This window comes from Flagellimonas sp. S3867 (assembly GCF_014698935.1).
Taxonomy (GTDB): domain Bacteria; phylum Bacteroidota; class Bacteroidia; order Flavobacteriales; family Flavobacteriaceae; genus Flagellimonas.
This window is the reverse complement of the sequence record NZ_JACVMN010000002.1, coordinates 1,054,520-1,078,554: the sequence shown is the minus strand read 5'-3', so window position 1 is coordinate 1,078,554 and position 24,035 is coordinate 1,054,520. Positions and strand designations below refer to the sequence as shown.

The window sequence follows — 24,035 nt, the reverse complement described above, 5'->3', positions numbered from 1 at the left end:
ATCATTTCCAGTTTTGTGCACTTAATTTTAGTGCGGCAATTACAATATCCTTTCTGCTAATTTGCCCGACCAAAATGTCATTTTTCATGACCGGCAGTCGACGTCTATTATGTTTATCGAATACACCTGCAGCATCAAATATGCTCATATCGTGCGGAATCGTTTGCACATTTTTGGTCATAAAACGCTCTACACTCTTATCCAATATGGGTTGATTGAAGTACCTACTTTCAGAAATTTGCTTCATACAGTCCGCTTCGGAAATGATTCCTACCAAAAATCCATTTTCATCCATTACCGGCCCTCCGGAAATATGATGTTTGGCAAACGCTTCCATAACTTCCAAAATAGATTGTTCCGGAGCAAAAGTCACCAATTTCTTGGTCATATAGTCCTCAACAAGTATGGGCGCATCATAATCTTTTTTTGAGGAACCCTTTGCTCGAACACCCTGAAAACTCTTGATTGCCATAGTGTTGATTTTTAAGGTTGAATCTTAAATATAGGATTTTTCCTCGAATTATTTAAATTTTTAAGCTCAAATGCACAAACCTTTCTTAATTTCATATTTTTATGTGCCAACTCGATAAACCATGAAATTTTCCCGAACACTTGCCCTTTTATTTCTCTTACTGGCCGTTTACTGGAGCTATAAATCTTTAATGCCTACCTACAAGGCCGATTTAGAGGCGGAACCAGGTTCCTTTGCAACGGACAGGGCTTTGGTCCATGTAAAAAACCTTTCCAAAGAACCCCATGCAGTGGGTTTTCCGGGTCATGCCAATGCAAGAAGCTACGTTATTTCAGAATTAAAAAAATTAGGGCTTGAAACCACTTTGCAAGAAGGCTATACTGCTGGCGACTGGGCGAATCTGAGCAAAGCAACCAATATTTTGGCCCGAATTGAAGGCTCTGAACAAGGAAAAGCTCTGCTTTTGCTGTCCCATTACGATAGCAGCCCCCATTCGTCCCTTGGTGCTAGTGACGCTGGGAGCGGTGTTGCCACCATATTGGAGGGGATTAGAGCTTTTTTAGCCGAAATCAGGACGCCCAAAAATGACATTATCATTCTTATTTCAGATGCAGAAGAACTGGGGCTGAACGGAGCAGACCTTTTTGTGAAAAATCATCCTTGGGCCAAGGAAGTTGGACTCGTACTAAATTTTGAGGCAAGGGGCAGCGGTGGCCCTAGCTATATGTTGATCGAAACCAATCAGGGCAATGGAACCTTGATCAAGGAATTTACCGCAGCAAATCCCGAATATCCCGTGGCGAATTCTTTGGCATACAGTATTTATAAAATGCTTCCCAACGATACTGACCTTACCGTATTTAGAGAAGATGGAGACATTGAAGGTTTCAATTTTGCCTTCATCGATGATCATTATGATTACCATACTGTTCTTGATAATTATGAGCGGCTCGACAGAAACACCCTGGCGCATCAAGGAAGCTATTTGATGCCCTTACTTCGTTACTTTAGCGATGCCGATTTGAACAACTTAAAAACCAATGAAGATTATATCTATTTCAACCTTCCATACTTTAAATTGGTTTCCTATCCGTTTAGTTGGATATGGCCCATGTTTGCAATAGCCCTTATTGCTTTCATCATTTTGTTGATCATGGGTTTAAAAAAACAACGCCTGGGCATGAGTGGTATGCTTAAAGGGTTTGTGCCCCTTTTGTTGTCCCTTATCATTAATGGTCTTGTTGGATTTTTTAGCTGGAAAGCCATACAATGGTGGTATCCAGGTTTTGGTGATATGCTCCATGGATTCACCTATAACGGCCACCTGTACATTATGTCGTTCGCCATGTTATCCTTGGCCGTATGTTTTTGGTTTTATCATAAATTCCGAAAGATTAGTGTGCCTGAGCTTTTGATAGCCCCCATTTTTGTTTGGTTACTTATTTGTGGACTGGTGTCGGTTTATCTTCAAGGTGCAAGTTTTTTTGTAGTGCCACTTTTCGGTTTGCTGGTGGCCCTTATGGTAACCATAAACCAAGAAGAACCAAATCCTTTTCTGCTCGTATTTTTAGCACTTCCAGCAATTTTTGTGTATTCTCCATTTATAAAAATGTTCCCTGTAGGGCTAGGATTAAAAATGATGGTTGCAGCTACGGTTTTCACCACCCTTCTTTTTGTTTTGGTGCTCCCATTTTTTGGACAGCTTAAAAACAGAAATCGAATGGCTTATTTAGCTATGTTCCTTTTCTTTGTTTTTAGCATCTCTGCGCACATCAAGTCTGATTTTAATGAAAAAAGGCCAAAGCCGAGTAGTCTGTTGTACGTTTATAATGCAGATAATGATAGTGCTGCGTGGGCTACCTATGATAAACAGTTGATTGGTTGGAATGGTCAATTCTTGAAGGACAAAGCAAAAACTTCAGAATCCACAGGATTCAAAACACTGGCCAGTAAATATGGGTCCGGTTTTACCTATACCTCCGAAGCGCCAAAAAAGGATATCGCGGTTCCATGGATTGATACGGTAAAGGATACTGTTATTGGAGATAATCGAATACTTGAATTATGCGTTACTCCGAAAAGGAAGGTGAACAGACTTGATGTTTATGCAAGTTCTTTCGAATTCAGTGCAGTTAAGGTGAACAGTATTCCTTTATCCGACGATTTCTTGAAAAAGAGAAGGAAAAAATTGGTAACTCATTATATTAGCAATAACGACTATACGGAATTGGAAATGAGCTTTCCTAAAGATTCGGTTTTGGAACTTACCTTTTATGAGTCGTCCAACGATTTGCTCAACAATCCGGATTTTACGGTCCCTCAACGTCCCGCAACCAGTATTCCTATGCCTTTTGTGCTCAATGACGCCATTTTGGTGACCAAAAGTCTTCGTTTTGAATAAAAAAATAGGGGTTATGGGCTGTGGATGGCTCGGATTGCCCCTTGCCAAACAGCTGGTAGCCGATTCACATAACGTGCATGGCACCACAACTTCCAAGGAAAAAATTGTCGTATTGGAAAATCTCGGAATAACTGCCCATGAAATTGCATTGTCGGCCGCAACCATTGGTGGAGATGTTCAAAATTTCCTGTCTCAAATAGATTTCCTGATTATAAACGTGCCTCCAAAACTGCGCAACGGAAATTCTGAGAGCTTTTATGAAAAAATGGGGTTGTTCTATGATGAAATCAAAAAAAGCTCGGTTTCGCATATCATTTTCGTTAGTAGCACAGCGGTGTATGGTAATATTACAGGTGAAATTACCGAAGATTCCATTCCACAACCTGTTACCGAATCAGGGAAGCAATTATTGGCTTCTGAACAACTTTTCTCCCAGGATCCTGAACTCAATTCGACCATTATTCGCTTTGGGGGATTGATAGGCCCAAATCGTCATCCGGTGATCATGTTGTCCAAAAGGCCAAATCTCACCAATGGGAATGACCCCATCAACCTAATACATTTGGATGATTGTATACATATGATTAGCACCATTTTAAAAAACAATTATTGGGGAGAAATCTTCAATGGCGTTTATCCGTTGCATCCTACTAAAAAGGAGTATTATACGCAAGAAGCCCTTAAAATAAGTGTTCCACAACCAAATTATTCAAAAAGTCTTCCTTCTAAATTGAACAAGATCATTCTTGCCAAAAATTTTACGGATAAATCGCATCGTTTCAATACTTCGGTCATTTCGTAGGTTGATAAATCCTATTTCGATTTTTTCTCGATTCATATAGTATTCTTTAACAGCTTAATACCAATTATTTTTTTAGTTTTGGCGCACCAAAAAACATGAGAGATGAGAAAAATTGCGGTGTTGATACTTTTATTCATAGGTTTCAGCGGAATTTCACAAAGCAACAACGAACTTACCGAGCACTATAAGGCTTTTTATAATGAGATGCGTTTACAAGGCGATATTGCTGGTGTCATCAACGCTCTTACACATTTAAATGTGCTTTCGCCATCTACGGCACGGAGAGATACATTGGCATTTGTGTACATGAACAACGGCCAACATTTGCAGGCTTTGAACACCATTGGTATTGAAAAGAAAACTGACGATTCTGATTTGGCAGTTCAGGTAAAAGCGGTCTCTTTAAAAGGATTGAACCAACCTAAAAGGGCCTTGGAACATTTTGAAGTACTTTTTTCCAGAAATCCATCGGCCTATTTGGCATATGAACTGGCAGATCTTAAAATCCAGGTTGGGGATACGGATGGAGCTTCTACCAATATTGAATATGGCATTGTCAATGCCAAGGATGACCAGAAATATGCCTTCTATGAAAGGCAGCAACCGTATGAGGTTCCTTTAAAGGCAGCTTTTCACCATTTAAAAGGTTTGGTAATCTTCAACAAGGATAAAAATAATATAGATACTGCGATTGCTTCCATTGATGAGGCGCTAAAAATTGACCCCAACTTTAATTTGGCAAGTTTAAGCAAGCAAGCTTTGGAATCGCGCAAGCAACAGCCCGAAGGAGAAAACAAAAACTAGTTCTTCTTTTTTAAATCAAGCAACAAAAGGCTGTCTTTTTCCTTTTTAAGTTGAATAAGTTCCCCAACATTTTCGTTGGGAACAGCAATTGAAAGTACATAGTGGGCAATTTTCCATTGCCCATTTTCTTTTTTTATCACTCCCGATCCACGGCACAGTTTCATTTGGGTATCCAGTAGTTCATCAAACCATGCTATATCTTTAGCTTCGTTCAAATAAATGTTTCGTTCCACCGATGTAAAACTCCAAGCCTTCCCTCGGTCAAAATAAGGCTTTGAGAATTCCCTAAATGCCTTGTTTTGCCAATTTTCAGTTGCGTCTGTACCAATAAAAACCCCGTTACTGGTCATCATTCCAAAATAGGATTCAAAATTGGCATTGGCGGCAGCATAATGCCAACTATCCAATAGTTTGTTTATAGTTTTCTTCTCATTTTCCTGAGCTTTTAGGCCAAGGCAAAGGGTCATCAAAACCCATAAAAACATGCTATTCTTCATCCAAAATCAATTTTTCATCCAATTGGCTGTTTAAGACCACATTAAATTGTCTGCGAAAAGCATTGTATGCTTCCAACATTTCTATTGTGGGTTCTGTGGCATCATGATTGTTTAAAATACTGGCCTTTACTTTTAGAAAATATGTTTTGAGGACACGTTGCCGGCTCTTAATCTGAAGGTCATCAAGTATTCCAGGATAGGTTGAGGCCGCCAACAACTTTTCTTTTTCTATGAGATCATCAATGGCCAAAATCAAATCTTCATTGTTCTTAGCCTTGTACAAAACATCAAAACTACTGGACAAGGTCTTGAACTCTATCCAACCTTCCACCAATTTGGCAGCTTCGGGGTTTAATTCAAGTTTCTTCGGCATTTTTTGATAGTTGAATGCCAAATCTTCATCCTGCGCTTCGTCTGGAGTGACATTATTATTTTTACAGGCCGCCAATAGCAAAAGAGCTGCAAACCAATAGGACAATTTTCGCATAAGCGAATGTACAAATTTTAATAAAGGCTATCTTTGCAGCCTGATATAATTAACTTCATTTTAAATGCAGAAACCCATTCTCATTCTTGGTGCCTGTGGGCAAATAGGGACGGAACTTACGATGGAACTCCGGGCTAAACATGGTGCCGAAACGGTTATAGCCAGTGATATAAGGGAAGGCACCGAAACACTTATGGAGTCAGGTCCTTTTGAAATTTTGGACGCCACCAATTATGAGGCCATTGAAGACGTGGTAATGCATTACGAAATAGATGAGGTGTATTTGATGGCAGCTATGCTGAGTGCCACCGCTGAGAAGTTTCCCATGCGCGCTTGGAGTTTAAATATGAACTCTCTTTTTAATGTACTCAACCTTGCCAAGGAGAAAAAAATTACTAAAATTTTCTGGCCTTCGAGTATTGCTGTTTTTGGTCCGAATACTCCAAAGGAAAACACTGCGCAGAATGTAATCATGGAACCAAGTACGGTATATGGTATAAGCAAGCAAGCGGGAGAGCGTTGGTGCGAATACTATTTCAACAAGTTTGGTGTTGATGTGCGCAGCGTAAGATATCCTGGACTTATCAGTTGGAAGACGATGCCTGGCGGTGGAACTACCGATTACGCTGTGGAAATCTACCATAAGGCCTTGGAAGAGGGTGAATACAATTGTTTTTTAGACAAAAACACAAAATTACCCATGATGTATATGGATGATGCCATTAGAGCCACCATTAGCTTAATGGAAAGTCCGGCTGAAAGCTTAAACATAAGATCTTCCTACAATTTGGGAAGCATGAGTTTTAGTCCGCAGGAAATTGCGAAGAGCATACAATCCCATATTCCAGATTTTAAAGTGAGCTACAATCCTGATTTTAGACAACAAATTGCAGATTCTTGGCCAAGCAGTATAGATGATTCTGCGGCTAAAAATGATTGGAATTGGAAACCAAGGTTTGATTTGGACGATACCACAAAAGAAATGTTGGAAAATTTAAGGAACCTCCGATAAATTTCATCTCAGATTGATATCGGACTTACCTCCTGTTTTTTTCAAGAGTTTAATGTGGTGTATCTCTACTCCTTTATCTATGGGTTTGAGCATATCGTACATATTTAGGGCAACAACACTTGCTCCGTGCATAGCCTCGACCTCCACTCCCGTTTTGTAGAATGTTTTTACTACTATCTTTACCACAATTTCAAGGCCGTTGATTTCATAATCAATGCTACAAAACTCCACAGGTAGTGGATGGCAATCGGGAAGTAGGTCCGCTGTTTTTTTTACCCCAAGAAAGCCAGCTGCCTTACTCATGGCAAACACATCGCCCTTTGGCACGGTTCCTTCTTTAATAGCAACAATCGTGTTTTGGGAACTTACTTTTACAATTGCCTGAGCAATTGCTGTTCTATGTGTGGACTGTTTCTCAGTAATATCAACCATAGCTTAGGTATTTACTTTCCATTGATAAGAATCATCTTCAAAAAGCTCTTTCCCGAAAACTGGGACCTGTGATTTTATTTCTTCTACCACATATTCTAATGCTTCAAAAGCTGTTCTTCTATGAGGCGACGAAACAAAAACAAAAAGGCAAATCTCTCCAACGCCAACTGTGCCTAGGCTATGGTAGATGTGCATACAGGTGATGTCAAATTTTGAAAAAGTGTTTTCCCTAACTTCATGGAATTTTAGATTGGCCATGTCTTCGTAGGCGGTATACTCAATGGCGCCTACTATCTTCCCATCAATTTTATCAGCTCTTACCTGGCCTAAAAAAATATCATGTGCCCCAATTTCTGTTTTGGTCTGGTGTTTTGCAATGGAATCTGCAATAAAGGATGGCACAATAGCACCCTTTACAAAAACATTTTTCACTTTCTTTTCCATGGAAGAACTAGTTTTTGCTAAGGTAAATAAGAAAAGTCAAAAATGAGGATAATTTGTACCCTCCAAGAACCGAATTTGCATCTAAAGTTTAGGAAACCCACCTGCCGAAGTAGCCTCACCAGGACTCGAACCTGGATCTAAAGTTTAGGAAACTTCTATTCTATCCCTTGAACTATGAGGCCTTAATCATTTTGACGGGCAGGCTTCTAATCTATCTTTTGAATTACGAAGCTATTACCAGAACGGGAAGCAAAAATATGCTTTTTTTTGAAAAACTTTCTGACCTTCACAATGCTTTACTTTTGGCATCAAATTCTACTGTGATAATGGCGTAAATCTTCGCGTTTAACTTGCAAAAATCCCTTCCAAACGATTTCTTGAAAGCGGTTTGTCAATGTGTCCCAAAACCAATTTGTGCTCTTTGGCTATGGTTCGATCCTTTGCATTGGCAAAAGCTGAAAGCACATATATTTTAGGCAATTCTTGATCTTTAAAGAGGTTTTGAAGATTTTCCAAGAAAGCCCATCCGTCCATACCATCCATAACCAGATCAAGGAATATAATATCCGGTAGATTTTTTTTATGTTCTACTAAGTCAATGCATGTGGAGATTCCCTCTTCGCCACTGGCGCAGGTGATGATATTAAATTCTTCTTGATATTGTTGTATGCAGTATCTGGTTGCAAACTGCGATACCAAATCATCATCGATTATACAAACGGTTCTTTGCACGTTCATTTCTTTACAAGCGGGTAAATCTAGTATGTTGTGTTTAAACGACCAGTCAAATTCGTCATCTTGCCCAAATATCCCGTCAAGACCATCTTAATGAGGTAATCTATTCTTCAAAATACCGTATATAAATGTTCCCAGAATTGCAGAAACCAATACAACGACAATGGGAAGAAAGCCAGCTCCCAACAATGTAAAAATGGGTCCGGGGCACGCTCCGGCCAAAGCCCAGCCCAATCCAAAAAGGATTCCCCCGAACATATATCTTTTAAAACCTTTTTCTTTAGGTAGGATAACGATCTTTTCACCATAAAAAGATTTGATTTTAAATCGCTTAATGAGTTGAATCATTATCATGCCGACCACCAATGCAGAACCCATTATGCCATACATGTGAAACGCATCAAACTGAAACATCTCATAAATCCGAAACCAAGAAGCCGCTTCGGATTTGAACAACAAAATCCCAAAAAATATCCCTATCAATAAATGTATTAATGTTCTCATATTAAAAAATCAAAGGAAATAAAACGTGAACCATAAATAAACCACCTATAAAAAATCCGATCACGGCGATCAGCGATGGTAATTGTAAATTGCTAAGACCAGAAATCGCATGTCCGGAGGTGCACCCCCCGGCGTAGCGTGCCCCAAAACCAACTAAAAGTCCACCTATTATCAGCAAAGCCAAACTTTTAAGGTCTGAAAAAACTGTATTGCCAAAAAGCTCTGATGGCAAATAGGCCATACCGGCACTTTCAAATCCAAGTGTTTGCAATTCCTTAATAGTACTAGGGTCAATTGCAACTGCTGATTCATGAGACAGTAAATTAGCTCCGATATATCCGCCAATTATTGTCCCGGCCACAACCACCAAGTTCCAACGTTGTGATTTCCAATCAAATCGAAAAAAATCCGCGTGTTTTCCTGCTCCGCACATCGTGCAAAGTGTTCTTAGATTTGATGACATTCCGAAACGTTTCCCTACCATTATCAATATAAACATGACAAACGCGATCAACGGCCCTGATACGTACCATGGCCAAGGATGATAAATTATTTCCATAGTGTAATTCTTGTTTTGATAAAATTACGCCTTTAAAAAAAATCAGGATAAAGCGAGACATAATTTTGGTTGAAAATAGTCATATCTTTCGATTATGAATGATTATATAGCGGCCTTAATTCATGGGGTTGAAGGTTCTTTGCAATGGACATGGAACTCTATATTGTTCAATGTACCATGGGTACACTACCTGAAGGAAAGTATGGGGTAAACTTTGGTATTAGTCTTAGTTTATGGGACTATCTATTTAGGACCAATTACATTCCTGAACAAAGTGGGACCATTCCTCTTGGTTTTCCCGCCGATCAATCCATTCCAAAAAGTTTTTGGAATCGATTGGTGTATGGGTTCAAATCTAAAAAGAAAGGGGTTTAGTTTTCATTTTCCCATGAACCGTATCCATCTGAATAATCATAAATGGTCAAAAATCCCATTGCTTTCAACTTTTCAGAAGCTTTTTTACTCCTTTTTCCTGCCTGACAATAGATATAAATAGGTTTTTCTTTATCCAAGGAAGCGACTCCTTTCTTGAAACCGACAGAATCCAAGACATTGACGTTTACGGCATCACCTATATGTCCTTGATCATATTCTTCCGGCCTTCTAACATCCAATAATTGAATATCTCCTTTTTCCAAGGCCGCGACCAGTTCAGATTTTGTGACGGAAATGACTTCAGGGGAAGCTTTTTTTCCGCATCCAACGCAAATCAGCAAGGATAGCGCAGTAAATATTTTAAAAATTCTCATGTTATTTAAGTGTTGTGGGGCATACAAAATCCGTAACAGGAATACCTGCTTCTTTGATTGCTTTAAATCCACCTGCAACATCGACCAAATTATGGATTCCCCTACTTTTTAAAATGGAGGCTGCGATCATACTTCGATATCCCCCAGCGCAATGCACATAGAATGTTTCTTTCTCCGGAAATTCCGACAAGTGGTCATTGAGGAAATCCAATGGCGTCAACTTGGCTTCCTCGACATGCTCCGCATTGTATTCAGATTCTTTTCTGACATCGTACACGGGAACTTTACTATCTAATTTTTGTTTGAGAGTTTCCGCTTTTACGCTATCAACCTTATCTACATCCTTACCAGCAGATTTCCAAGCATCAATGCCGCCTTCCAAATAACCCAAAGTGCCATCGAATCCAACTCTGGAAAGTCGTGTTATGGTTTCTTCTTCCTTACCTTCAGGAGCAACCAAAAGAATGGGTTGTTCTACATCGGCGATCAACGCTCCAACCCATGGCGCAAAACTGCCGCCCAATCCTATGAAAATTGATCTTGGCACATGGCCTCTTGCAAAATCATCTTGGTGACGCACATCCAATACCACAGCTCCGGTCTCATTGGCGGCTGCTTCAAATGCATCCGCTGATAACGCCCTGGTACCACGTTCTAAAACAGTATCGATATCCTCGTATCCTTCTTTATTCATTTTTACGTTCAAAGGAAAATATTGTGGAGGTGGTAAAAGTCCATCTGTAACCTCTTTAATAAATTCTTCCCTGGTCATATTCGCCCGAAGGGCGTAGTTCATTTTCTTTTGGTTGCCCAAGGTATCCACTGTTTCCTTCATCATGTTCTTACCACAGGCTGACCCTGCTCCATGGGCCGGGTACACGATAACATCATCTGCCAAGGGCATTATTTTGTTACGAAGACTGTCGTACAAAGTCCCTGCTAATTCCTCTTGGGTCATATCCGCGGCCTTTTGGGCCAAATCTGGCCTACCAACGTCTCCCAAAAAGAGCGTGTCACCACTAAATATGGCATAATCTTTTCCTGCTTCATCTTTTAAAAGAAAGGTGGTACTTTCCATGGTATGCCCCGGTGTATGCAAAACCTTTATGGTCAATTTGCCCAATTTGAATTCCTGTCCATCTTCGGCTATAATCGCATCAAAGGATGGGTTGGCGTTGGGGCCGTAGATTATGGGAGCTCCGGTTTCTTTGGACAGGGTTACATGTCCACTTACAAAATCGGCATGAAAATGGGTCTCGAAAATATATTTGACTTCGGCCCCATCATCATTAGCTCTCTTGATATAAGGTTTCACTTCCCGTAGTGGATCAATAATGGCCACTTCTCCTTCACTTTCTATATAATAAGCTCCTTGAGCTAAGCATCCTGTATATATTTGTTCTATGTTCATGTGCTATAATTTTAAGATTGAACGAGTAACAATCCAAGCATCAAAGTTACAAATGCTTTGCTTTGGATTGTAATGATATTTTTTCTTGAATTTCATTTCTTTCTGTTTTATTTGTGCAAAAGGCCACAGCTTCGAAAGTTCGGACAAAAAGGTTCTCCCTTCCAATGACATTTATCAATCCACTGCTATAGAAAATGTCACGGGTAGGTCCTATGGCCCCCGCCACAAAAAAACGAATGTCTTTTGAGTGCAAATCCTTTACTATTCTTTCCAACATTGAAGCGGCACTACTATCAATATAGTTTATGGCTTCGGCATTCAATATCACATAATTAAGGCCTGGTCCTTTTTGATCTAAATGTTTGTACAATTCCTTCTTAAAATAATCCTTGTTGCCAAAATATAATTGAGCGTCAAATCTAAAAATCAATTTATCCTCCTCTATTTCCACTTCTTGTGCAAATCGTTCTACATTTTTGAAATAATCGGAGCCTTTGATTCTTCCCAAGATGGCTATATGTGGATGTGAGGTTCGGTAAACCAAAAGAAGTAAGGAGAGTAAAACTCCAAGCAATATACCTTCAATCAAACCAATGAAAAGCGTCATGATAAAGGTGGTTATCAGTAGGAAAAACTCATCTTTTCTATGTTTGAAAAGGAATATTGGATACTTCATATCGATTAATCCAAAAACGGAAACCATAATAATAGCTCCGAGTACTGCTGTCGGAAGATTATAGAAGAAAGGAGTGAGAAACAATAATGTTCCCACTATGATCAAAGCACTTACAATCAGGCTTATTCCTGTTTTGGCCCCGGCTTGATCATTCACGGCCGTTCTAGAAAAACTACCGGATACAGGAAAGGATTGGAACAAGGACCCCAACAGATTGGAAAGGCCCAACGCCCGCAACTCTTGGTTTGCATCAATCTCATATTCGGGATGTTTTTCTTCCACCGCTTTTGCAATGGAAATGGATTCCATATAACCAAAGAGTGCTACGGTTATCGCAATTGGCATTAACTGTCCTAACCCATTAATGTTGAAATTTGGCAAGACAAATTCTGGTAATCCGCTCGGTATTTGGCCAACCACTTTTATCCCCTTGGTTTCCAATCCAAAAGCCAAAACGGTAACAATTCCTAAAATCACCAGCAACAATGGGGCGGGTATTTTTTTGCTCATTTTTCCTACCAATAGGATCAATAGCATAGCCGCAACCCCCATAACTAGCGTGTATCCGTTTATGTTATTCAATTCGCCAAAAATATTTGAGATGAGTGTATATATTTTGCTCGATTGTTGGAGTTCTATCCCCAAAACATGTTTCAATTGCCCCAAGCCTATTAAAATAGCAGCTGCAGAAGTGAACCCACTAATCACTGGTTTGGACAAGAAATTGACGAAAAAGCCCATTTTCAAGAATCCTAAAAGAAGCTGTAAGCCCCCGATGATCAGCGTAAGAAACAATACCGCCGAAATGTAATCCTGGGTATTGGAAAGTTGCAATGCCCCAATTCCTGCGGCCACCAATAAGGAATCCATGGCCACCGGGCCAACAGCAAGTTGTCTTGATGTTCCTGTTATTGCATAGATGATCTGGGGAACCAAGGCTGCATAAAGTCCATAAATGGGAGGCATCCCGGCTATCATGGCATATGCCATGCCTTGTGGAACCAACATAATGCCCAAGGTAATACCCGCAGTTACATCATTGGACAAATAGGAACGGTCATACCCTTTTATCCACGATAAAATCGGAAAAAGCTTTTTGAGCATTCAATTGAACTTTATGTAAAAATAAGATTCAAAAAGGGGAATGCAGAATCAAAACAAGCAAAACTTAAAAAGTTGATCTAGATACATTAGAAATCAGAGGGTGTGATCAACAAAATATCCTGTTTAAAAATTCCAATCCAGTTTGGGATAATGCTGTTCCAAGTATTTCTTTACTTCTTGAATATCTTCCTTGGAAGTAAGGTCTGGAACATGTTCTGACAGGGGCAAACCTGCCATTGTCCCAGGGTTATCCAAAAGCATGTTCATCAGCGCGGAAGGAAGTTCTTTTTCATTTCGGACAGGATGCACTGGACAATTTTTGAGATACGGATACGTCATTACCCCATCAAACTTAAAAATGTTCATGCTCACCCTTAACTTGCCCGAAGCGTCCCTATAGTTTTCCACCTCATTTTCTGAGGGTTTTTCGACAATATTGGTCAAGGCACCTGCTGAATCAAGTTCAACAAGAGCAAATCTGGAAATTCGTTCGGAGGGAAAACTCAAGGCGTCCCTATCGTAAGCAATGAAGGCGTGTGGTGATGTGCTTTCTGAAAGTAACCTCAAAGCTTCCACCGAATAAAGGTTATCACTGTTACAAACTACATAGCTTGTCTCATTTAATTCTGGGAATTGCTCCACTGCTTGGTAGAGTGCATCTGCCGTACCAAAAGGTTTTTCGCGTCCTTCGGGTATGTGTTGTACGGCAAACGATAATTTCATTCCGTGAAAATCGTTACCCTTATCCTGGTCTCCATAAAACTCTTTGAAAAGATCTCCTTTTGGACCGATTACAATGTAAATATTGGTGTACCCAGCTTTTTTGATGTTGTACAGCACATAATCCATCATCGGGCGACCATCGTTGCCCACACTGATAAGACTTTTGCTCCTTTGATTGGCTTCTTGGATCTCTTGTTCTGACAGTTCTTTACCATCTTGCGGTGGCTTCTTCATTCTTGAAGAGGCTCCCCCGGCCAAAACCACTAGGCTAGTAGTGCGATTTATTTTCATTTCCTTTATGTAATTAAAATCAACCCTAAAGTCCCATCGAAGGGACAATTCATTTTATTCAATAATTCGTACCCCTTCATCCACAGAAACTGCATAAGCGTTTTTCGACCCTGCTTCGATCAGGGCTTTCACCACTTTATTTTGCTCTCCGTCTTTGGCTAACACAACAATGCTACCTCCTCTTCCGGACCCAACAATTTTTGCTCCCAAAGCACCCGCATCCAATGCGGCATCGACCATGTTGTCAATTTTCGGAACTGTAAGTTCTAGGTAGTCCTTAAGAATATGATGATGACGATTCATTAGTTCGCCAATCTTATTTACATCCAATTCGGATCTCTTGAACTCTTGCAGTGCCTTTTGGGTTATGCTGTGGTTTATAATTGCGGCTGAAAAGTATATTTTTAAATCTTCGGAAACATACTCCAAATACTTGGGGATTTCTTCCTCCGTGGCTTTTTCCAAAATGAAATCAGGGCACTTTTGCTCTACTTCGTCGATAGCCATTCGTGCTTTTGATTTGAGTTCACCCAAAACCCCTGTAGTCTGTTTGGGAATTCCGGATTCTGCAACAATCAGTCCCGCAATTGGTTTATGAAACATTTCATACGAAAACTTGTCTCCAGTTTCCAAATAAATAATATTTCCCATCCCAATGCTATATTGATCCATCTTTCCACCAGGACTACCATGATAGGTTACCTCGGCTTCATAGGCCACACGAGAGAGAAATTCTTTGGTTACTTCTTGGTTACACCCAAAGGCCTCAATTAGAAATTGTGCCCAGGTCAAAAGCAATGCGCTCGAGCTTGATGTACCTGCATTAATGGCAATGTTACTGGTAATCTCAACATCATATCCCATTGTGGGAACGCAATCATAATTTTCCAATACTTTAAGCGCCGTAAGCAAAAAATCGCCAGGTTGGGGTTGTCCGTTATTTTTGCCAACATTGAAGGTTCTTTGATGCCCTACGTCGGGCATATTAACCACCAGTTGGTCACTATTGTTAATTGTAGCAGTAAGAATCATATGCCTGTTAATCGCACAGGCAATCACCGGAAGACCCAAATAATCTTGGTGATCACCAAACAAGCATGTTCTCCCTGGTGCCTTAACTACAATTCTCTCTTTATGCATTTTATTCATTTCGGACGAAAATACGTTTAATTCCTGTACAATTTATTGGGCTTTACACTGATGACAAGAGCAAATATAGTAAAACGTGTTAACGTACACATTTTTTAACAATCTCTTTTTGATATATTTGTAGGTGTATGAGGAAAAAGTACACTATTAAGGACATCGCCAATGCCGCTGGTGTTTCGATAGGAACCGTAGACAGGGTACTTCACAATCGCGGCAAAGTGTCCAAAAAAGCCTTGCTCAGTGTAAATAATGCACTAAAAGAATTTAACTATAAGCCCAACCCCATAGCCCGTACGCTTAAAAACAATACGGTCTATATCATAAAAGTTCTTCTTCCTGATTCGGCAAAAGATCCCTTTTGGTTGCCTGGCAAAGAAGGTATTGAAGAGGTGATGGAAGAATATGGAGCGTTTGATATAGATATCTCGGTACACTATTATAATCCTGCGGACTCGAAATCATTTTTAGACATCGGGTTTGGTCTTTTGGGTCAACATATAGACGCCTTTCTATTTGTTCCATTATTTGAAAAGGAAAGTGACCTTCTTTTGGATGAGTTAAAAAATAAAGACATCCTAACCGGTACTTTCAATAGTTTTCATGGGGGAACTGTAGATCTTTATGTAGGATTAGATCTTTTTATGAGTGGTAGAGTTGCAGCAAAATTAATGGCCGATGCGCTTAAAGCGCCATCTAAAATTGCTCTTGTACATATTGATGAGGAATCGACCAATGCCGTACATTTACGGGAAAAAGAACGTGGCTTTAGGCAATTTTTCAAAGAAATGCAGGATTACGAAGTAATCACATTGGCAATTGGAGCTTCTGGGTTTGAGCAAAAATTCGCAGCTTTTATCGAAGATGAGGGTGTGGGTGGCATATTTGTAACCACCTCAAAGGTCTACAGAATTGTGAAAGCTCTAAAAGCACTTGGAAAAACTAAAGTGGTGGTCGGTTATGATCTTCTTGAAGAGAATATTAAAGCCTTACAATCCAACGACATCAAGTTTTTAATTCACCAATCTCCAAAGCTTCAAGCTTCATTGGGATTAAAAGGATTGGTGGATAACCTGCTTTTGGGAAAGGAATTGTCAAAGAAAAGTTTGCTGCCCATCCAAATTATCAATTCAGAAAATGTTGAGAGTTATCTTTATTGATATTCCTTCAATACGTTTCTAAAGTTTTTAATTTTACTCTTAACTGCTTCTGGTTGATTCTCAATTTGTAACGGATTTTCCTCCAGGGGATCTTCTTCTATATTAAACAGATTTCCATTTTCATACAATTTCCATGTTTTGTCATGCACATATCTTCTGGGCTCAAATTTTCCCCAATTCGGTTCATAATGGCAAAATACCCAATCTCTGGGAGCATATTTTTGGTTGACCAGTTGTGGATAAAAACTATGGCCATCCAATACTTTTTCATCCCATTTTTCTTGAGTGGCCACCTCCAAAAGGGTGGGTGTAAAATCCGTGAAATCAATCAAATTATTGTTTACACTCCCAGGATTTATTGTTCCTTTCCAGTTGGCAATAAAAGGTACATGGGTTCCAGCATCTGTAGTGTATCCTTTATCTCCTTTCAGTGGTTTTCCATTTATTAATGAGATGACATCTCGATCGGTTCCATTATCTCCAATGAAAAGTATTAAGGTATGCTCTCGGATTCCCAATTTTTCGGTTTCATCAACTATCCGCCCAACTAATTTATCCATATAGGTTACCATTTCACCAAAATAGGTGGTGTCATTCACCTTAGTAGTAGTATCAAAATCCACAAATCCTGCGTTATCCGGAGTTGGAACAAAAGGGTCATGCGTGAGCACCATCGGATAGTACACAAAAAAGGGATTTTCCTTGTTTGCGCGCATGAAGGTCTTTATATGTTCTACGAACACGTCTGGGCCGAACTGGCTTTCAAATTTCTTTGTTCCCTTTCCTTTTACACTGAGCAAAGGGTCTTTGTACCGTGACCCAAATTGGTCAATTTGCCAAAGGCAATAATCATCAAAGCCTGCTTCTCCCGGCAAGGTTCCTATCTTACCTCCCGCCAATTTTTGTTGATGTGGATTTCCCAATAATTGCCATTTGCCCGCAATGCAGGTTTCATATCCGGCTTTTTGCATATAGTGTCCAAACGTTTTCTCATTTGGGTCCAACAGTCCAAACCCAATGTAGTTTCTAAAACTGTACTTCCCGGTCATCAACTGCACCCTTGAGGGTGTACAGAGTGGTGTGGAATAACAATGTTCAAAACGCATTCCTTCATTGGCCAACCTATCCAAATGGGGTGTTTTATAACTATCGCTTCCATAGACACCCAAGGTTTCATAACCTAGATCATCGGCCATTATCAAAATGATATTTGGCCTCTGTTTAATGTTTTCGGAAGTTTTATGGTGCTTACATCCCCAAATAAATATGATAAAAAGTATTGGAAGCCATCTTTTCATTTTCAATGTGATTTATTCGGATTTTTCTTTCCCATAATCAATTCCTAAATCGTTGGTCCTTATCTCCTTCAATTTCTGCTTCAATTTCTGCTGAAAGTCTTTTACCTCTTCTGAATATTCCGGTAACATTGCCAAATTAGTGTACTGTTGTGGATCATTATTCATATCGAACAACTCTATCCCCAAAGAAGCATCTTCACCATATTGTATATAAGCCCGATTCTCCGTTCGTAATAAGTAGGTTTCCCCATTTTGTGTAACGGAAAATGCCATATCCCTCACCTTGTGATTGGGATCATCCAATGTTTCGACCAAGCTTTTCCCTTGCAGGTGTTCCGAATAGGAAAGCCCTGCCAATTCCGCTACTGTTGGATATAAATCCAACAATTCCACAAACGAATTACACACCGCTGGCTCTTTGCCCGGCATTTTTATGATTAAAGGTACTTTTGCCGATTCTTCCTTGACACTTACTTTCATCCAAAATTCATGTTCTCCAAGATGAAACCCGTGATCCGAGGTGAAAATGACAATGGTATTGTCTTCCAACCCTTCGTCCTTCAATGTTTTAAGAACCTTACCTACTTGTTTATCCATATACGCCACGGAGGCATAGTACGCTGCGATTGCTTTCTTTTTTTGAATACTGTCCATCTGAGCATTCTTACTGGTCACGTAGTTGATCCCTTTTTTGGGAATATCGTCCCAGTCCTCTTCAAAATTATACGGAAGTTTAATTCCTTCATATGGATACGGCTCAAAATAATTCTTTGGTGCCACAAAAGGAACATGTGGCCGAACAAAGCCAACTGCCAGAAAAAAGGGTTTGTCCTTATGTTTCTGTATTAATTCGGAAGCCTTGGATGCGGTTTTCCCATCGGAATGAACCAAATCATCACCTTCGGCCTTGACAATGGTCATAACATTACCTCCCCGAATCGGTTTGGAGCCATCAGGATTTCCTTGCACCAATTCTCCATCACCTTTGGCTGTCCATTCGGGTCCTTGACTGTTGAAGCGTTCTGTCCACGAAGCCTCATCATCCTTTCCATTAGAACCCTTTTCAATATCTATGGGAACTCCCATATGAAATATTTTACTTACCCTAGCCGTATAATACCCGTTATTTTTGAACAATTGAGGCCATGTGAATCGATTAGGGCCAATATTCTCCCTTCCACTCACATAACCGAAGGTTTGGGTAGCATTGGGGTAATATCCGGACATGAACGATGCTCGTGACGGACCACATACTGGATATTGACAATAGGCTTTGGTATATTTAGTGCCCTCGGCTGCAAGACCATCAATGTTAGGAGTTTTGCAGGCTTGATTACCGTAAGAAGAAACGGCAGTTGTTGTTAGATCATCTGCAATGATAAAAAGTACATTCGGCTTTTTTAACCAATTGTTCTGGGTCTTGCACGACGTAAATGTTAGCAATAACACTGCAAAAATGAACCACTCGCACTTTTTAAAACCCATAAGGGCAAGTTACATTTAATCTTGTAAATCAGACAGTAACCCATCTTCCACTATCGGAATCCTGAATCTTTCTACCTCTGAATTAAGGTGCTCTTTGGCAAATATTTCTTCTGCTTTTGCGATAATCTCGGGATTTTCATCAGCCACATTGTTTTGTTCAGCAGGGTCTTTGTCAAGATTGTACAGTTCCAATGTCGGTTCCTTTTTTGGGTTCTTTAGGTTTTGCCGTACCACTTTCCAATCTCCCATTCGAATGGCAACTTGTCCCCCATATTCCGGAAATTCCCAATACAAGAAATCGTGCTGGGTCTGATCTTCTTCACCCAAAAGGGTAGGTAAAAAACTAATGCCATCCGTTTCCATAGGGTTTTCAACATCAATAAGGTCAAATAATGTTGACATTACGTCATAATGCGCAGAAATATGATTGGTTTTACTCCCCGGTTTAATACGGTTAGGCCAAGAAGCGATCATTGGAACTCTAATACCACCTTCATAAACAAAGCCTTTGCCCTTGCCGTATGCTTCACCGAAAACTCCAGAACTATTAAAGAATTCTCCATCCGTTCCGCCAGTAAAGGTTACCCCGTTATCAGAGGTGAACATGATAATTGTGTTTTCATAGAGTCCGTTCTCCTTTAAATAATCTACAAGTTTTCCCACATTTTCGTCCAAATAAGAAATCATCGCAGCATAGCCAGCTCTTGGATTTTGATGTGGAAAATACCCGGCATTCCCTAAATATGGTTCTTCTTCACCAAACTTATCCTTGTAATAATCTACCCATTTCTGTGGAGCTTGAATTGCATTGTGAGGTATCGGCGAAGCCCAATACAAAAAGAAAGGATTGTCTTTGTTCTCTGAAACAAAACTCATCATCTCATCAAACATCATATCCGGAGCGTAGTCGTTTAAATTGAAGTTCTTATAACTTGCCGGGTCGTTCGGGTCAGCTCCCTCGGCTAGTTTTGTGTGGGGGGGAATGGTATCATTATTTAGATGGACCCTATTTTCATTTTTGTACAAATGAACTGGATAATAGGTATGTGCTTGACGCTGACAATTGTATCCATAGAAAAAATCGAAGCCCATTTTTGTAGGGATGGCATCGGAATGAGGCGCTCCAAGTCCCCATTTACCCACCATGCCAGTGGCATAACCTTCCTTTTTCAACAATTGTGGAAACAAAACAGTGTTGGACGGTATTGGACGTTGCCCTTCCAATGTTGAGTCTAAAATCGCTTCTCGATAATCCCAGACTTCTCCTCTTTCTCTCCATTCATCATTGCCTCGAATATAGGAATGTCCAGCATGCTTTCCTGTCATTAACATGTATCGAGCGGGGGCACAGACCGGTGCTCCTGTATAATGTTGGGTAAACAGCATTCCATTTTGGGCAAGGGCATCAATATTGGGTGTTTCAATCTTTTCTTGTCCATATGCCCCCAATTCACCATATCCAAGGTCATCAGCCAGGATGTATATGATATTGGGTCTTTCAACTTTTACTTCTTCCTTGACTCCATCTTTGCAAGACGCTAGAGCACATAGAAAAAAGAAAAGGCCGATGGTGTATTTTATTGAATTAAGGATCAATTTGATTTTAAACAGTTGGAATGTCATTTTCATGCTTTTGGCAAGGTTATTCGGTTATGATATCGATTTCGTTCAAGATAAGATTTTCTTCTGTGCCGGATGATATATGCACTTCACTTACCAAAATTTTAAGATGTCTTGTGGTTACCGCGGCATCAAAAGACAATTGGTTCTCCGGAATATTTTCAAGATCAAATTCCTTGATAGTGGTATAAGTGTTTCCATCCACGCTTTGTTGGATGATAACATGTTTTGGGCGAAAGTTTGTTCCTCCCCTATCTGAATGCAGATAAATTCCGTTAAACTCTATTTCACTGGCCATGTCTATAGTCAATTCGTGGTTTCCACTGGCTGAAATGTCATATGGATAGTTGCTGTGCCAATATGAAGATAAATCTCCATCTAAGGTGGTGTCCGCATTCCTGGCACTGTTGGGGCTTGTAGTGTTGGCCGCAATACTCCAATTTGAACGATCCGAAAATGTAAAGATTTCATAGGTTTTATTCACATTGTTATTGGGTATTTTGGTCGTAAGGTCTATAGAGTAATTGTACTTGTAAAGCTCATGCTTGTTTCCTTGTATTGTCAGTCCCTTTAAAGACAGTAGCATCTCGTTCTTACCATCATCTTTATAATTATTGAACAACTCTTCGTAGGGCATATCAACACTAAAACTATATTTATTTTCTCCTAGGTCGGTAAGCTCTGTAACAAAAGTCACATCATCGTAATTGTTATTGGCCTGACCATTGGGAGCACCATCGTTGCTGATATAGATATGTGTTGGAGTAACGTCTGAGGAAATTACACCCTCTGCATGTATACTGTTTATTGCAACATCTTTCTCCACTTTCAGAGATTCTAGCGCGATAGCGTCCTGAGCATAGTATCCAATGCCATTGTTGTTCTTGTTGAAGGCTTCATTAACATTTAAAATCGCCGCAGTGGTCTTGGTCATAAAAACCATATCCTCTTGTCCATTCTCATAGGTGTGGTTTCCAAAAGACATTAATGATATTTTGGGTAGCTCAGAGTTTTTATGACAGTTGTGGGGCACGTTTAGACCATGTGCCAATTCATGCATGATTCCTCCAAGTCCTGCTGATTTCATCAATTGGAAACCGCCAATAAATTTACCTGTCGGTACAAGGCTAAAATCGGGCGATCTAGCGTAAGCATTTTTACCAGACCCTACGAATCTTATAAGGGTTTCTTCATTGGATAGAATTAGAGAATGCGAACTCGCTTTAAAATTTGTATTGGAATTGAAATAATTAGTAACTGCAGCATTTAATTCTTGTAGCGTAGAATATGGATTTTGCTCCTCTTTGTTATGATAGTAAGAGCTGGGGTTATTGCTCTCAATAACATGTATCCGAACCTTGTTATTTTGATTTGTGATCAGCCCAAAGGTTTTTTTACCATAACCATTAAGTTCCATTTGCACCTCATACCATTTTTGTATGTACAAAGCCATATCGCTTAGCTTATTAATGATATCATCAGTAACGTTAAAATCCGAAGGTTTATAGAAAATTATATTTACAGCATATTGATCAGCTTTGTTGACGCTCCAAATATCCTCTTCTGGAGTTTCAGGTTCTTCTGGTTCGTTTGGTTTTTCATTGGTGGTCGGTGGATTAGGGGTTTCAACGCTATCTGACGAGCATGAACCCATAAAGACCGTTAAAAAAATCAGTAAATAATATTTTGGTTTCATTAATTTTATTTTGTCGATTCGAGATACTCGGGATTATCTTCCGTTGGAATGGGAGCGTTGGTATCAGCTCGCCATTGCTTCAAAAGTTTGTATAATTCCTCTGTTTTCTTTGGTAAGTTTTTGGCTAAATTGTTCTTTTCTCCTATGTCGTCTTCCAAATTATATAGCTCAAGAGCATCATCCTCAAAATAATGGTGCAACTTCCATTTACCATATCGGATCACAGACCCTGGACGCGTTCTAAACTTAGGGTCACGATTTTCATTTTCTTTTGTAATAGCCTGTAAATACACTGGAAAGTGCCAGAACAAAGGGCGGGTTTCAAAAGTTTCTTTCTTTGATACAACGGGATACAGACTTTTCCCATCCAAATTCAAATCTATTGGGACATCAATATCTGCCATCTCGAGTAGGCTTGGGTAAATATCCATGTTGGATACGGGTGTGCTATCCTTACTTCCATTAGCTATTTTGCCTTCCCAAACAACAAAAAATGGAACCCTTATTCCTCCTTCATAATAACTTCCCTTGCCTGCCCTTAAAGGATGCTGGTTACTGACAAAAAACAAGCCTCCATTGTCTGAGGTGAATATGATAATCGTGTTTTTAAATTGATCGGTTCGTTTTAAGTGCGTAATAAGTTTTCCAATATTGGTATCTACATCCTCAATCATGGTCGCATATTTGGGATTGCTTTTACCTTGGATTTTTTCCTTTGTCTGATATTTTTCCAATAAAGAGTCTACGGGTTGTATGGGGGTATGTACAGCATAGGGAGCATAATTCACGAAGAACGGTTCTCCATTTTTTTCCAAGGCTTGAATGAGCTTATCCATAATCAAGCCGGTTAGCCTTTCACCATCATTTGCTACTATATCAATATTTTTGAACGGGGCATGGTAGCCTGATGGGTGCCCAGCATGACTGCCGCCAATATTGGATGCAAACCCATTTTGCATTGGGTCATCGGACAGATGCCATTTCCCTGCATGAATGGTATGATACCCATTTTGCTTTAGTAATTGTGGAAGGAGTAAAAACTTTTTGTCAATATCAGTGCTATTGGCTACGGGTATCAACTTCCTATCCTCAGATTTTCCCCTTTCGGAACTTCCTACAGTAAGAATTCCATGTCTTTGAGTCCATTTACCCGTCATTAAACTTGCTCTGCTCGGTGCACAGTTTGCGGCGGCGGCATAGGCATTGGTAAATACCATACCTTGCTTGGACAAATTATCTATTATTGGAGTTTCATAGAAGGTACTTCCCATAAAAGATGGTTCTCCCCAACCCAAATCGTCAATATTGATCAGGATTATGTTTGGCTTGGTTTGTACCGAGGTGTTAGATGATCGCTTGCTTCCGCAACTTATCATCGCAAACAGCAAACTGACAATTAATGCAAGTTTAATTTTCATAAAATCGTGGACGCTATCATTTACAGATCAACTAAATTATTGAAAAGAAAGAACGCCCGAACAATCCACCCATAATTAGAATGTTTCGGGCATCTTTCTTAGGAACTAA

At 39.8% G+C, this 24,035-nt stretch carries 23 protein-coding genes, 1 tRNA gene and 1 pseudogene; 6 read left to right on the top strand and 19 right to left on the bottom strand.

All coding sequences use genetic code 11. From position 1 onward, the window contains the following. Window position 1: 1 nt before the first annotated feature. Entirely contained in the window at window positions 2–472 is a 471-nt protein-coding gene (locus IAG46_RS12595; protein WP_190810699.1) for a CBS domain-containing protein, read from the bottom strand. Window positions 473–593: 121 nt separating this feature from the next. On the opposite strand from IAG46_RS12595, the gene IAG46_RS12590 reads away from it, so the two are divergent. The 3 genes from IAG46_RS12590 to IAG46_RS12580 all read left to right on the top strand — a co-directional run bounded on the left by IAG46_RS12590 (window position 594) and on the right by IAG46_RS12580 (window position 4,479). After that, window positions 594–2,873 (top strand): M28 family peptidase, encoded by a 2,280-nt coding sequence (locus tag IAG46_RS12590; protein ID WP_190810698.1) that lies wholly within the window; start codon window positions 594–596, stop codon window positions 2,871–2,873. Continuing rightward, complete coding sequence (locus tag IAG46_RS12585; RefSeq protein WP_190810697.1) at window positions 2,866–3,675, top strand: NAD(P)H-binding protein; 810 nt, start codon at window positions 2,866–2,868, stop codon at window positions 3,673–3,675. The genes IAG46_RS12590 and IAG46_RS12585 overlap by 8 nt, the downstream gene beginning before the upstream one ends. A 102-nt stretch (window positions 3,676–3,777) precedes the next feature. Further along, window positions 3,778–4,479 (top strand): hypothetical protein, encoded by a 702-nt coding sequence (locus IAG46_RS12580; RefSeq protein ID WP_190810696.1) that lies wholly within the window; start codon window positions 3,778–3,780, stop codon window positions 4,477–4,479. Here IAG46_RS12580 and IAG46_RS12575 read toward each other — a convergent pair. Together IAG46_RS12575 and IAG46_RS12570 are read right to left on the bottom strand one after the other, a co-directional pair. Next, entirely contained in the window at window positions 4,476–4,976 is a 501-nt protein-coding gene (locus tag IAG46_RS12575) for a nuclear transport factor 2 family protein (RefSeq protein ID WP_190810695.1), read from the bottom strand. The two genes, IAG46_RS12580 and IAG46_RS12575, sit on opposite strands and share 4 nt — an antisense overlap. Then, window positions 4,966–5,463, bottom strand: coding sequence for a hypothetical protein (locus tag IAG46_RS12570; RefSeq protein WP_190810694.1), 498 nt, complete (start codon window positions 5,461–5,463; stop codon window positions 4,966–4,968). Before IAG46_RS12570 ends, IAG46_RS12575 begins: the two co-directional genes overlap by 11 nt. Window positions 5,464–5,527: 64 nt before the next feature. On the opposite strand from IAG46_RS12570, the gene IAG46_RS12565 reads away from it, so the two are divergent. Next, entirely contained in the window at window positions 5,528–6,475 is a 948-nt protein-coding gene (locus IAG46_RS12565) for an NAD-dependent epimerase/dehydratase family protein (RefSeq protein ID WP_190810693.1), read from the top strand. Between the two features lie 3 nt (window positions 6,476–6,478). On the opposite strand, the gene moaC is transcribed toward IAG46_RS12565, so the two are convergent. From moaC to IAG46_RS12535, 6 genes are all read right to left on the bottom strand, one after another. Then, a complete protein-coding gene (moaC, locus tag IAG46_RS12560) occupies window positions 6,479–6,907 on the bottom strand; it encodes a cyclic pyranopterin monophosphate synthase MoaC (protein ID WP_190810692.1) in 429 nt (142 codons plus the stop codon). A gap of 3 nt (window positions 6,908–6,910) precedes the next feature. Then, window positions 6,911–7,351, bottom strand: a complete 441-nt coding sequence (locus IAG46_RS12555; RefSeq protein WP_190810691.1) for a molybdenum cofactor biosynthesis protein MoaE — start codon at window positions 7,349–7,351, stop codon at window positions 6,911–6,913. Between the two features lie 110 nt (window positions 7,352–7,461). After that, window positions 7,462–7,533 (bottom strand) — tRNA-Arg (locus IAG46_RS12550). Window positions 7,534–7,696: 163 nt separating this feature from the next. Next, the gene (locus IAG46_RS12545) at window positions 7,697–8,089 is read right to left on the bottom strand and encodes a two-component system response regulator (RefSeq protein WP_223826674.1); all 393 of its coding nucleotides are present in this window, start codon (window positions 8,087–8,089) and stop codon (window positions 7,697–7,699) included. A gap of 87 nt (window positions 8,090–8,176) precedes the next feature. Continuing rightward, window positions 8,177–8,590 (bottom strand): DUF6691 family protein, encoded by a 414-nt coding sequence (locus tag IAG46_RS12540; protein ID WP_190810690.1) that lies wholly within the window; start codon window positions 8,588–8,590, stop codon window positions 8,177–8,179. Between the two features lies 1 nt (window position 8,591). Next, window positions 8,592–9,149 (bottom strand): YeeE/YedE family protein, encoded by a 558-nt coding sequence (locus IAG46_RS12535; protein WP_190810689.1) that lies wholly within the window; start codon window positions 9,147–9,149, stop codon window positions 8,592–8,594. 186 nt (window positions 9,150–9,335) lie between these two features. On the opposite strand from IAG46_RS12535, the pseudogene IAG46_RS12530 reads away from it, so the two are divergent. After that, window positions 9,336–9,524 (top strand): annotated as a pseudogene (locus tag IAG46_RS12530) (sterol desaturase); the annotation flags it as partial. On the opposite strand, the gene IAG46_RS12525 reads toward IAG46_RS12530, so the two are convergent. The 5 genes from IAG46_RS12525 to IAG46_RS12505 all read right to left on the bottom strand — a co-directional run bounded on the left by IAG46_RS12525 (window position 9,521) and on the right by IAG46_RS12505 (window position 15,243). Then, on the bottom strand, window positions 9,521–9,898 hold the full coding sequence (locus IAG46_RS12525) for a rhodanese-like domain-containing protein (RefSeq protein WP_190810687.1): 378 nt from the start codon (window positions 9,896–9,898) through the stop codon (window positions 9,521–9,523). The pseudogene IAG46_RS12530 and the gene IAG46_RS12525 overlap by 4 nt on opposite strands. A gap of 1 nt (window position 9,899) precedes the next feature. Beyond that, window positions 9,900–11,309, bottom strand: coding sequence for a rhodanese-like domain-containing protein (locus IAG46_RS12520; protein WP_190810686.1), 1,410 nt, complete (start codon window positions 11,307–11,309; stop codon window positions 9,900–9,902). A gap of 46 nt (window positions 11,310–11,355) precedes the next feature. Further along, window positions 11,356–13,089: a SulP family inorganic anion transporter gene (locus IAG46_RS12515; protein ID WP_190810685.1), complete on the bottom strand. Its 1,734-nt coding sequence runs from the start codon at window positions 13,087–13,089 to the stop codon at window positions 11,356–11,358. Between the two features lie 123 nt (window positions 13,090–13,212). Continuing rightward, window positions 13,213–14,103 carry a sugar phosphate nucleotidyltransferase gene (locus IAG46_RS12510; protein ID WP_190810684.1) on the bottom strand — a complete coding sequence of 297 codons (891 nt, stop codon included), beginning with the start codon at window positions 14,101–14,103 and terminating at the stop codon, window positions 13,213–13,215. Window positions 14,104–14,157: 54 nt separating this feature from the next. Continuing rightward, window positions 14,158–15,243: a mevalonate kinase gene (locus IAG46_RS12505; RefSeq protein WP_190810683.1), complete on the bottom strand. Its 1,086-nt coding sequence runs from the start codon at window positions 15,241–15,243 to the stop codon at window positions 14,158–14,160. 137 nt (window positions 15,244–15,380) lie between these two features. Here IAG46_RS12505 and IAG46_RS12500 point away from each other — a divergent pair, with 137 nt between their 5' ends. Next, window positions 15,381–16,409 carry a LacI family DNA-binding transcriptional regulator gene (locus tag IAG46_RS12500; RefSeq protein ID WP_190810682.1) on the top strand — a complete coding sequence of 343 codons (1,029 nt, stop codon included), beginning with the start codon at window positions 15,381–15,383 and terminating at the stop codon, window positions 16,407–16,409. Here the strand turns inward: IAG46_RS12500 and IAG46_RS12495 are convergent. From IAG46_RS12495 to IAG46_RS12475, 5 genes are read right to left on the bottom strand one after another with little or no spacing between them, the layout of a single operon-like run. Beyond that, complete coding sequence (locus IAG46_RS12495; RefSeq protein WP_190810681.1) at window positions 16,403–17,707, bottom strand: sulfatase-like hydrolase/transferase; 1,305 nt, start codon at window positions 17,705–17,707, stop codon at window positions 16,403–16,405. The two genes, IAG46_RS12500 and IAG46_RS12495, sit on opposite strands and share 7 nt — an antisense overlap. A 12-nt stretch (window positions 17,708–17,719) precedes the next feature. Continuing rightward, the gene (locus tag IAG46_RS12490) at window positions 17,720–19,192 is read right to left on the bottom strand and encodes a sulfatase (protein WP_190810680.1); all 1,473 of its coding nucleotides are present in this window, start codon (window positions 19,190–19,192) and stop codon (window positions 17,720–17,722) included. A gap of 15 nt (window positions 19,193–19,207) precedes the next feature. Beyond that, window positions 19,208–20,815, bottom strand: a complete 1,608-nt coding sequence (locus IAG46_RS12485) for an arylsulfatase (protein ID WP_190810679.1) — start codon at window positions 20,813–20,815, stop codon at window positions 19,208–19,210. A 19-nt stretch (window positions 20,816–20,834) separates the two neighbouring features. Beyond that, window positions 20,835–22,508: a discoidin domain-containing protein gene (locus IAG46_RS12480; RefSeq protein ID WP_190810678.1), complete on the bottom strand. Its 1,674-nt coding sequence runs from the start codon at window positions 22,506–22,508 to the stop codon at window positions 20,835–20,837. A 5-nt stretch (window positions 22,509–22,513) separates the two neighbouring features. Beyond that, entirely contained in the window at window positions 22,514–23,926 is a 1,413-nt protein-coding gene (locus tag IAG46_RS12475) for a sulfatase (RefSeq protein WP_190810677.1), read from the bottom strand. Window positions 23,927–24,035 lie beyond the last annotated feature (109 nt).

Bases quoted from the DNA above. Each gene is read 5' to 3' on its own strand.
- IAG46_RS12595 (WP_190810699.1), bottom strand. From the start codon at position 472: ATGGCAATCAAGAGTTTTCAGGGTGTTCGAGCAAAGGGTTCCTCAAAA.
- IAG46_RS12590 (WP_190810698.1), top strand. From the start codon at position 594: ATGAAATTTTCCCGAACACTTGCCCTTTTATTTCTCTTACTGGCCGTT.
- IAG46_RS12580 (WP_190810696.1), top strand. From the start codon at position 3,778: ATGAGAAAAATTGCGGTGTTGATACTTTTATTCATAGGTTTCAGCGGA.
- IAG46_RS12575 (WP_190810695.1), bottom strand. From the start codon at position 4,976: ATGAAGAATAGCATGTTTTTATGGGTTTTGATGACCCTTTGCCTTGGC.
- IAG46_RS12570 (WP_190810694.1), bottom strand. From the start codon at position 5,463: ATGCGAAAATTGTCCTATTGGTTTGCAGCTCTTTTGCTATTGGCGGCC.
- IAG46_RS12565 (WP_190810693.1), top strand. From the start codon at position 5,528: ATGCAGAAACCCATTCTCATTCTTGGTGCCTGTGGGCAAATAGGGACG.
- moaC (WP_190810692.1), bottom strand. From the start codon at position 6,907: ATGGTTGATATTACTGAGAAACAGTCCACACATAGAACAGCAATTGCT.
- IAG46_RS12555 (WP_190810691.1), bottom strand. From the start codon at position 7,351: ATGGAAAAGAAAGTGAAAAATGTTTTTGTAAAGGGTGCTATTGTGCCA.
- IAG46_RS12545 (WP_223826674.1), bottom strand. From the start codon at position 8,089: ATGAACGTGCAAAGAACCGTTTGTATAATCGATGATGATTTGGTATCG.
- IAG46_RS12540 (WP_190810690.1), bottom strand. From the start codon at position 8,590: ATGAGAACATTAATACATTTATTGATAGGGATATTTTTTGGGATTTTG.
- IAG46_RS12535 (WP_190810689.1), bottom strand. From the start codon at position 9,149: ATGGAAATAATTTATCATCCTTGGCCATGGTACGTATCAGGGCCGTTG.
- IAG46_RS12525 (WP_190810687.1), bottom strand. From the start codon at position 9,898: ATGAGAATTTTTAAAATATTTACTGCGCTATCCTTGCTGATTTGCGTT.
- IAG46_RS12520 (WP_190810686.1), bottom strand. From the start codon at position 11,309: ATGAACATAGAACAAATATATACAGGATGCTTAGCTCAAGGAGCTTAT.
- IAG46_RS12515 (WP_190810685.1), bottom strand. From the start codon at position 13,089: ATGCTCAAAAAGCTTTTTCCGATTTTATCGTGGATAAAAGGGTATGAC.
- IAG46_RS12510 (WP_190810684.1), bottom strand. From the start codon at position 14,103: ATGAAAATAAATCGCACTACTAGCCTAGTGGTTTTGGCCGGGGGAGCC.
- IAG46_RS12505 (WP_190810683.1), bottom strand. From the start codon at position 15,243: ATGCATAAAGAGAGAATTGTAGTTAAGGCACCAGGGAGAACATGCTTG.
- IAG46_RS12500 (WP_190810682.1), top strand. From the start codon at position 15,381: ATGAGGAAAAAGTACACTATTAAGGACATCGCCAATGCCGCTGGTGTT.
- IAG46_RS12495 (WP_190810681.1), bottom strand. From the start codon at position 17,707: ATGAAAAGATGGCTTCCAATACTTTTTATCATATTTATTTGGGGATGT.
- IAG46_RS12490 (WP_190810680.1), bottom strand. From the start codon at position 19,192: ATGGGTTTTAAAAAGTGCGAGTGGTTCATTTTTGCAGTGTTATTGCTA.
- IAG46_RS12485 (WP_190810679.1), bottom strand. From the start codon at position 20,815: ATGACATTCCAACTGTTTAAAATCAAATTGATCCTTAATTCAATAAAA.
- IAG46_RS12480 (WP_190810678.1), bottom strand. From the start codon at position 22,508: ATGAAACCAAAATATTATTTACTGATTTTTTTAACGGTCTTTATGGGT.
- IAG46_RS12475 (WP_190810677.1), bottom strand. From the start codon at position 23,926: ATGAAAATTAAACTTGCATTAATTGTCAGTTTGCTGTTTGCGATGATA.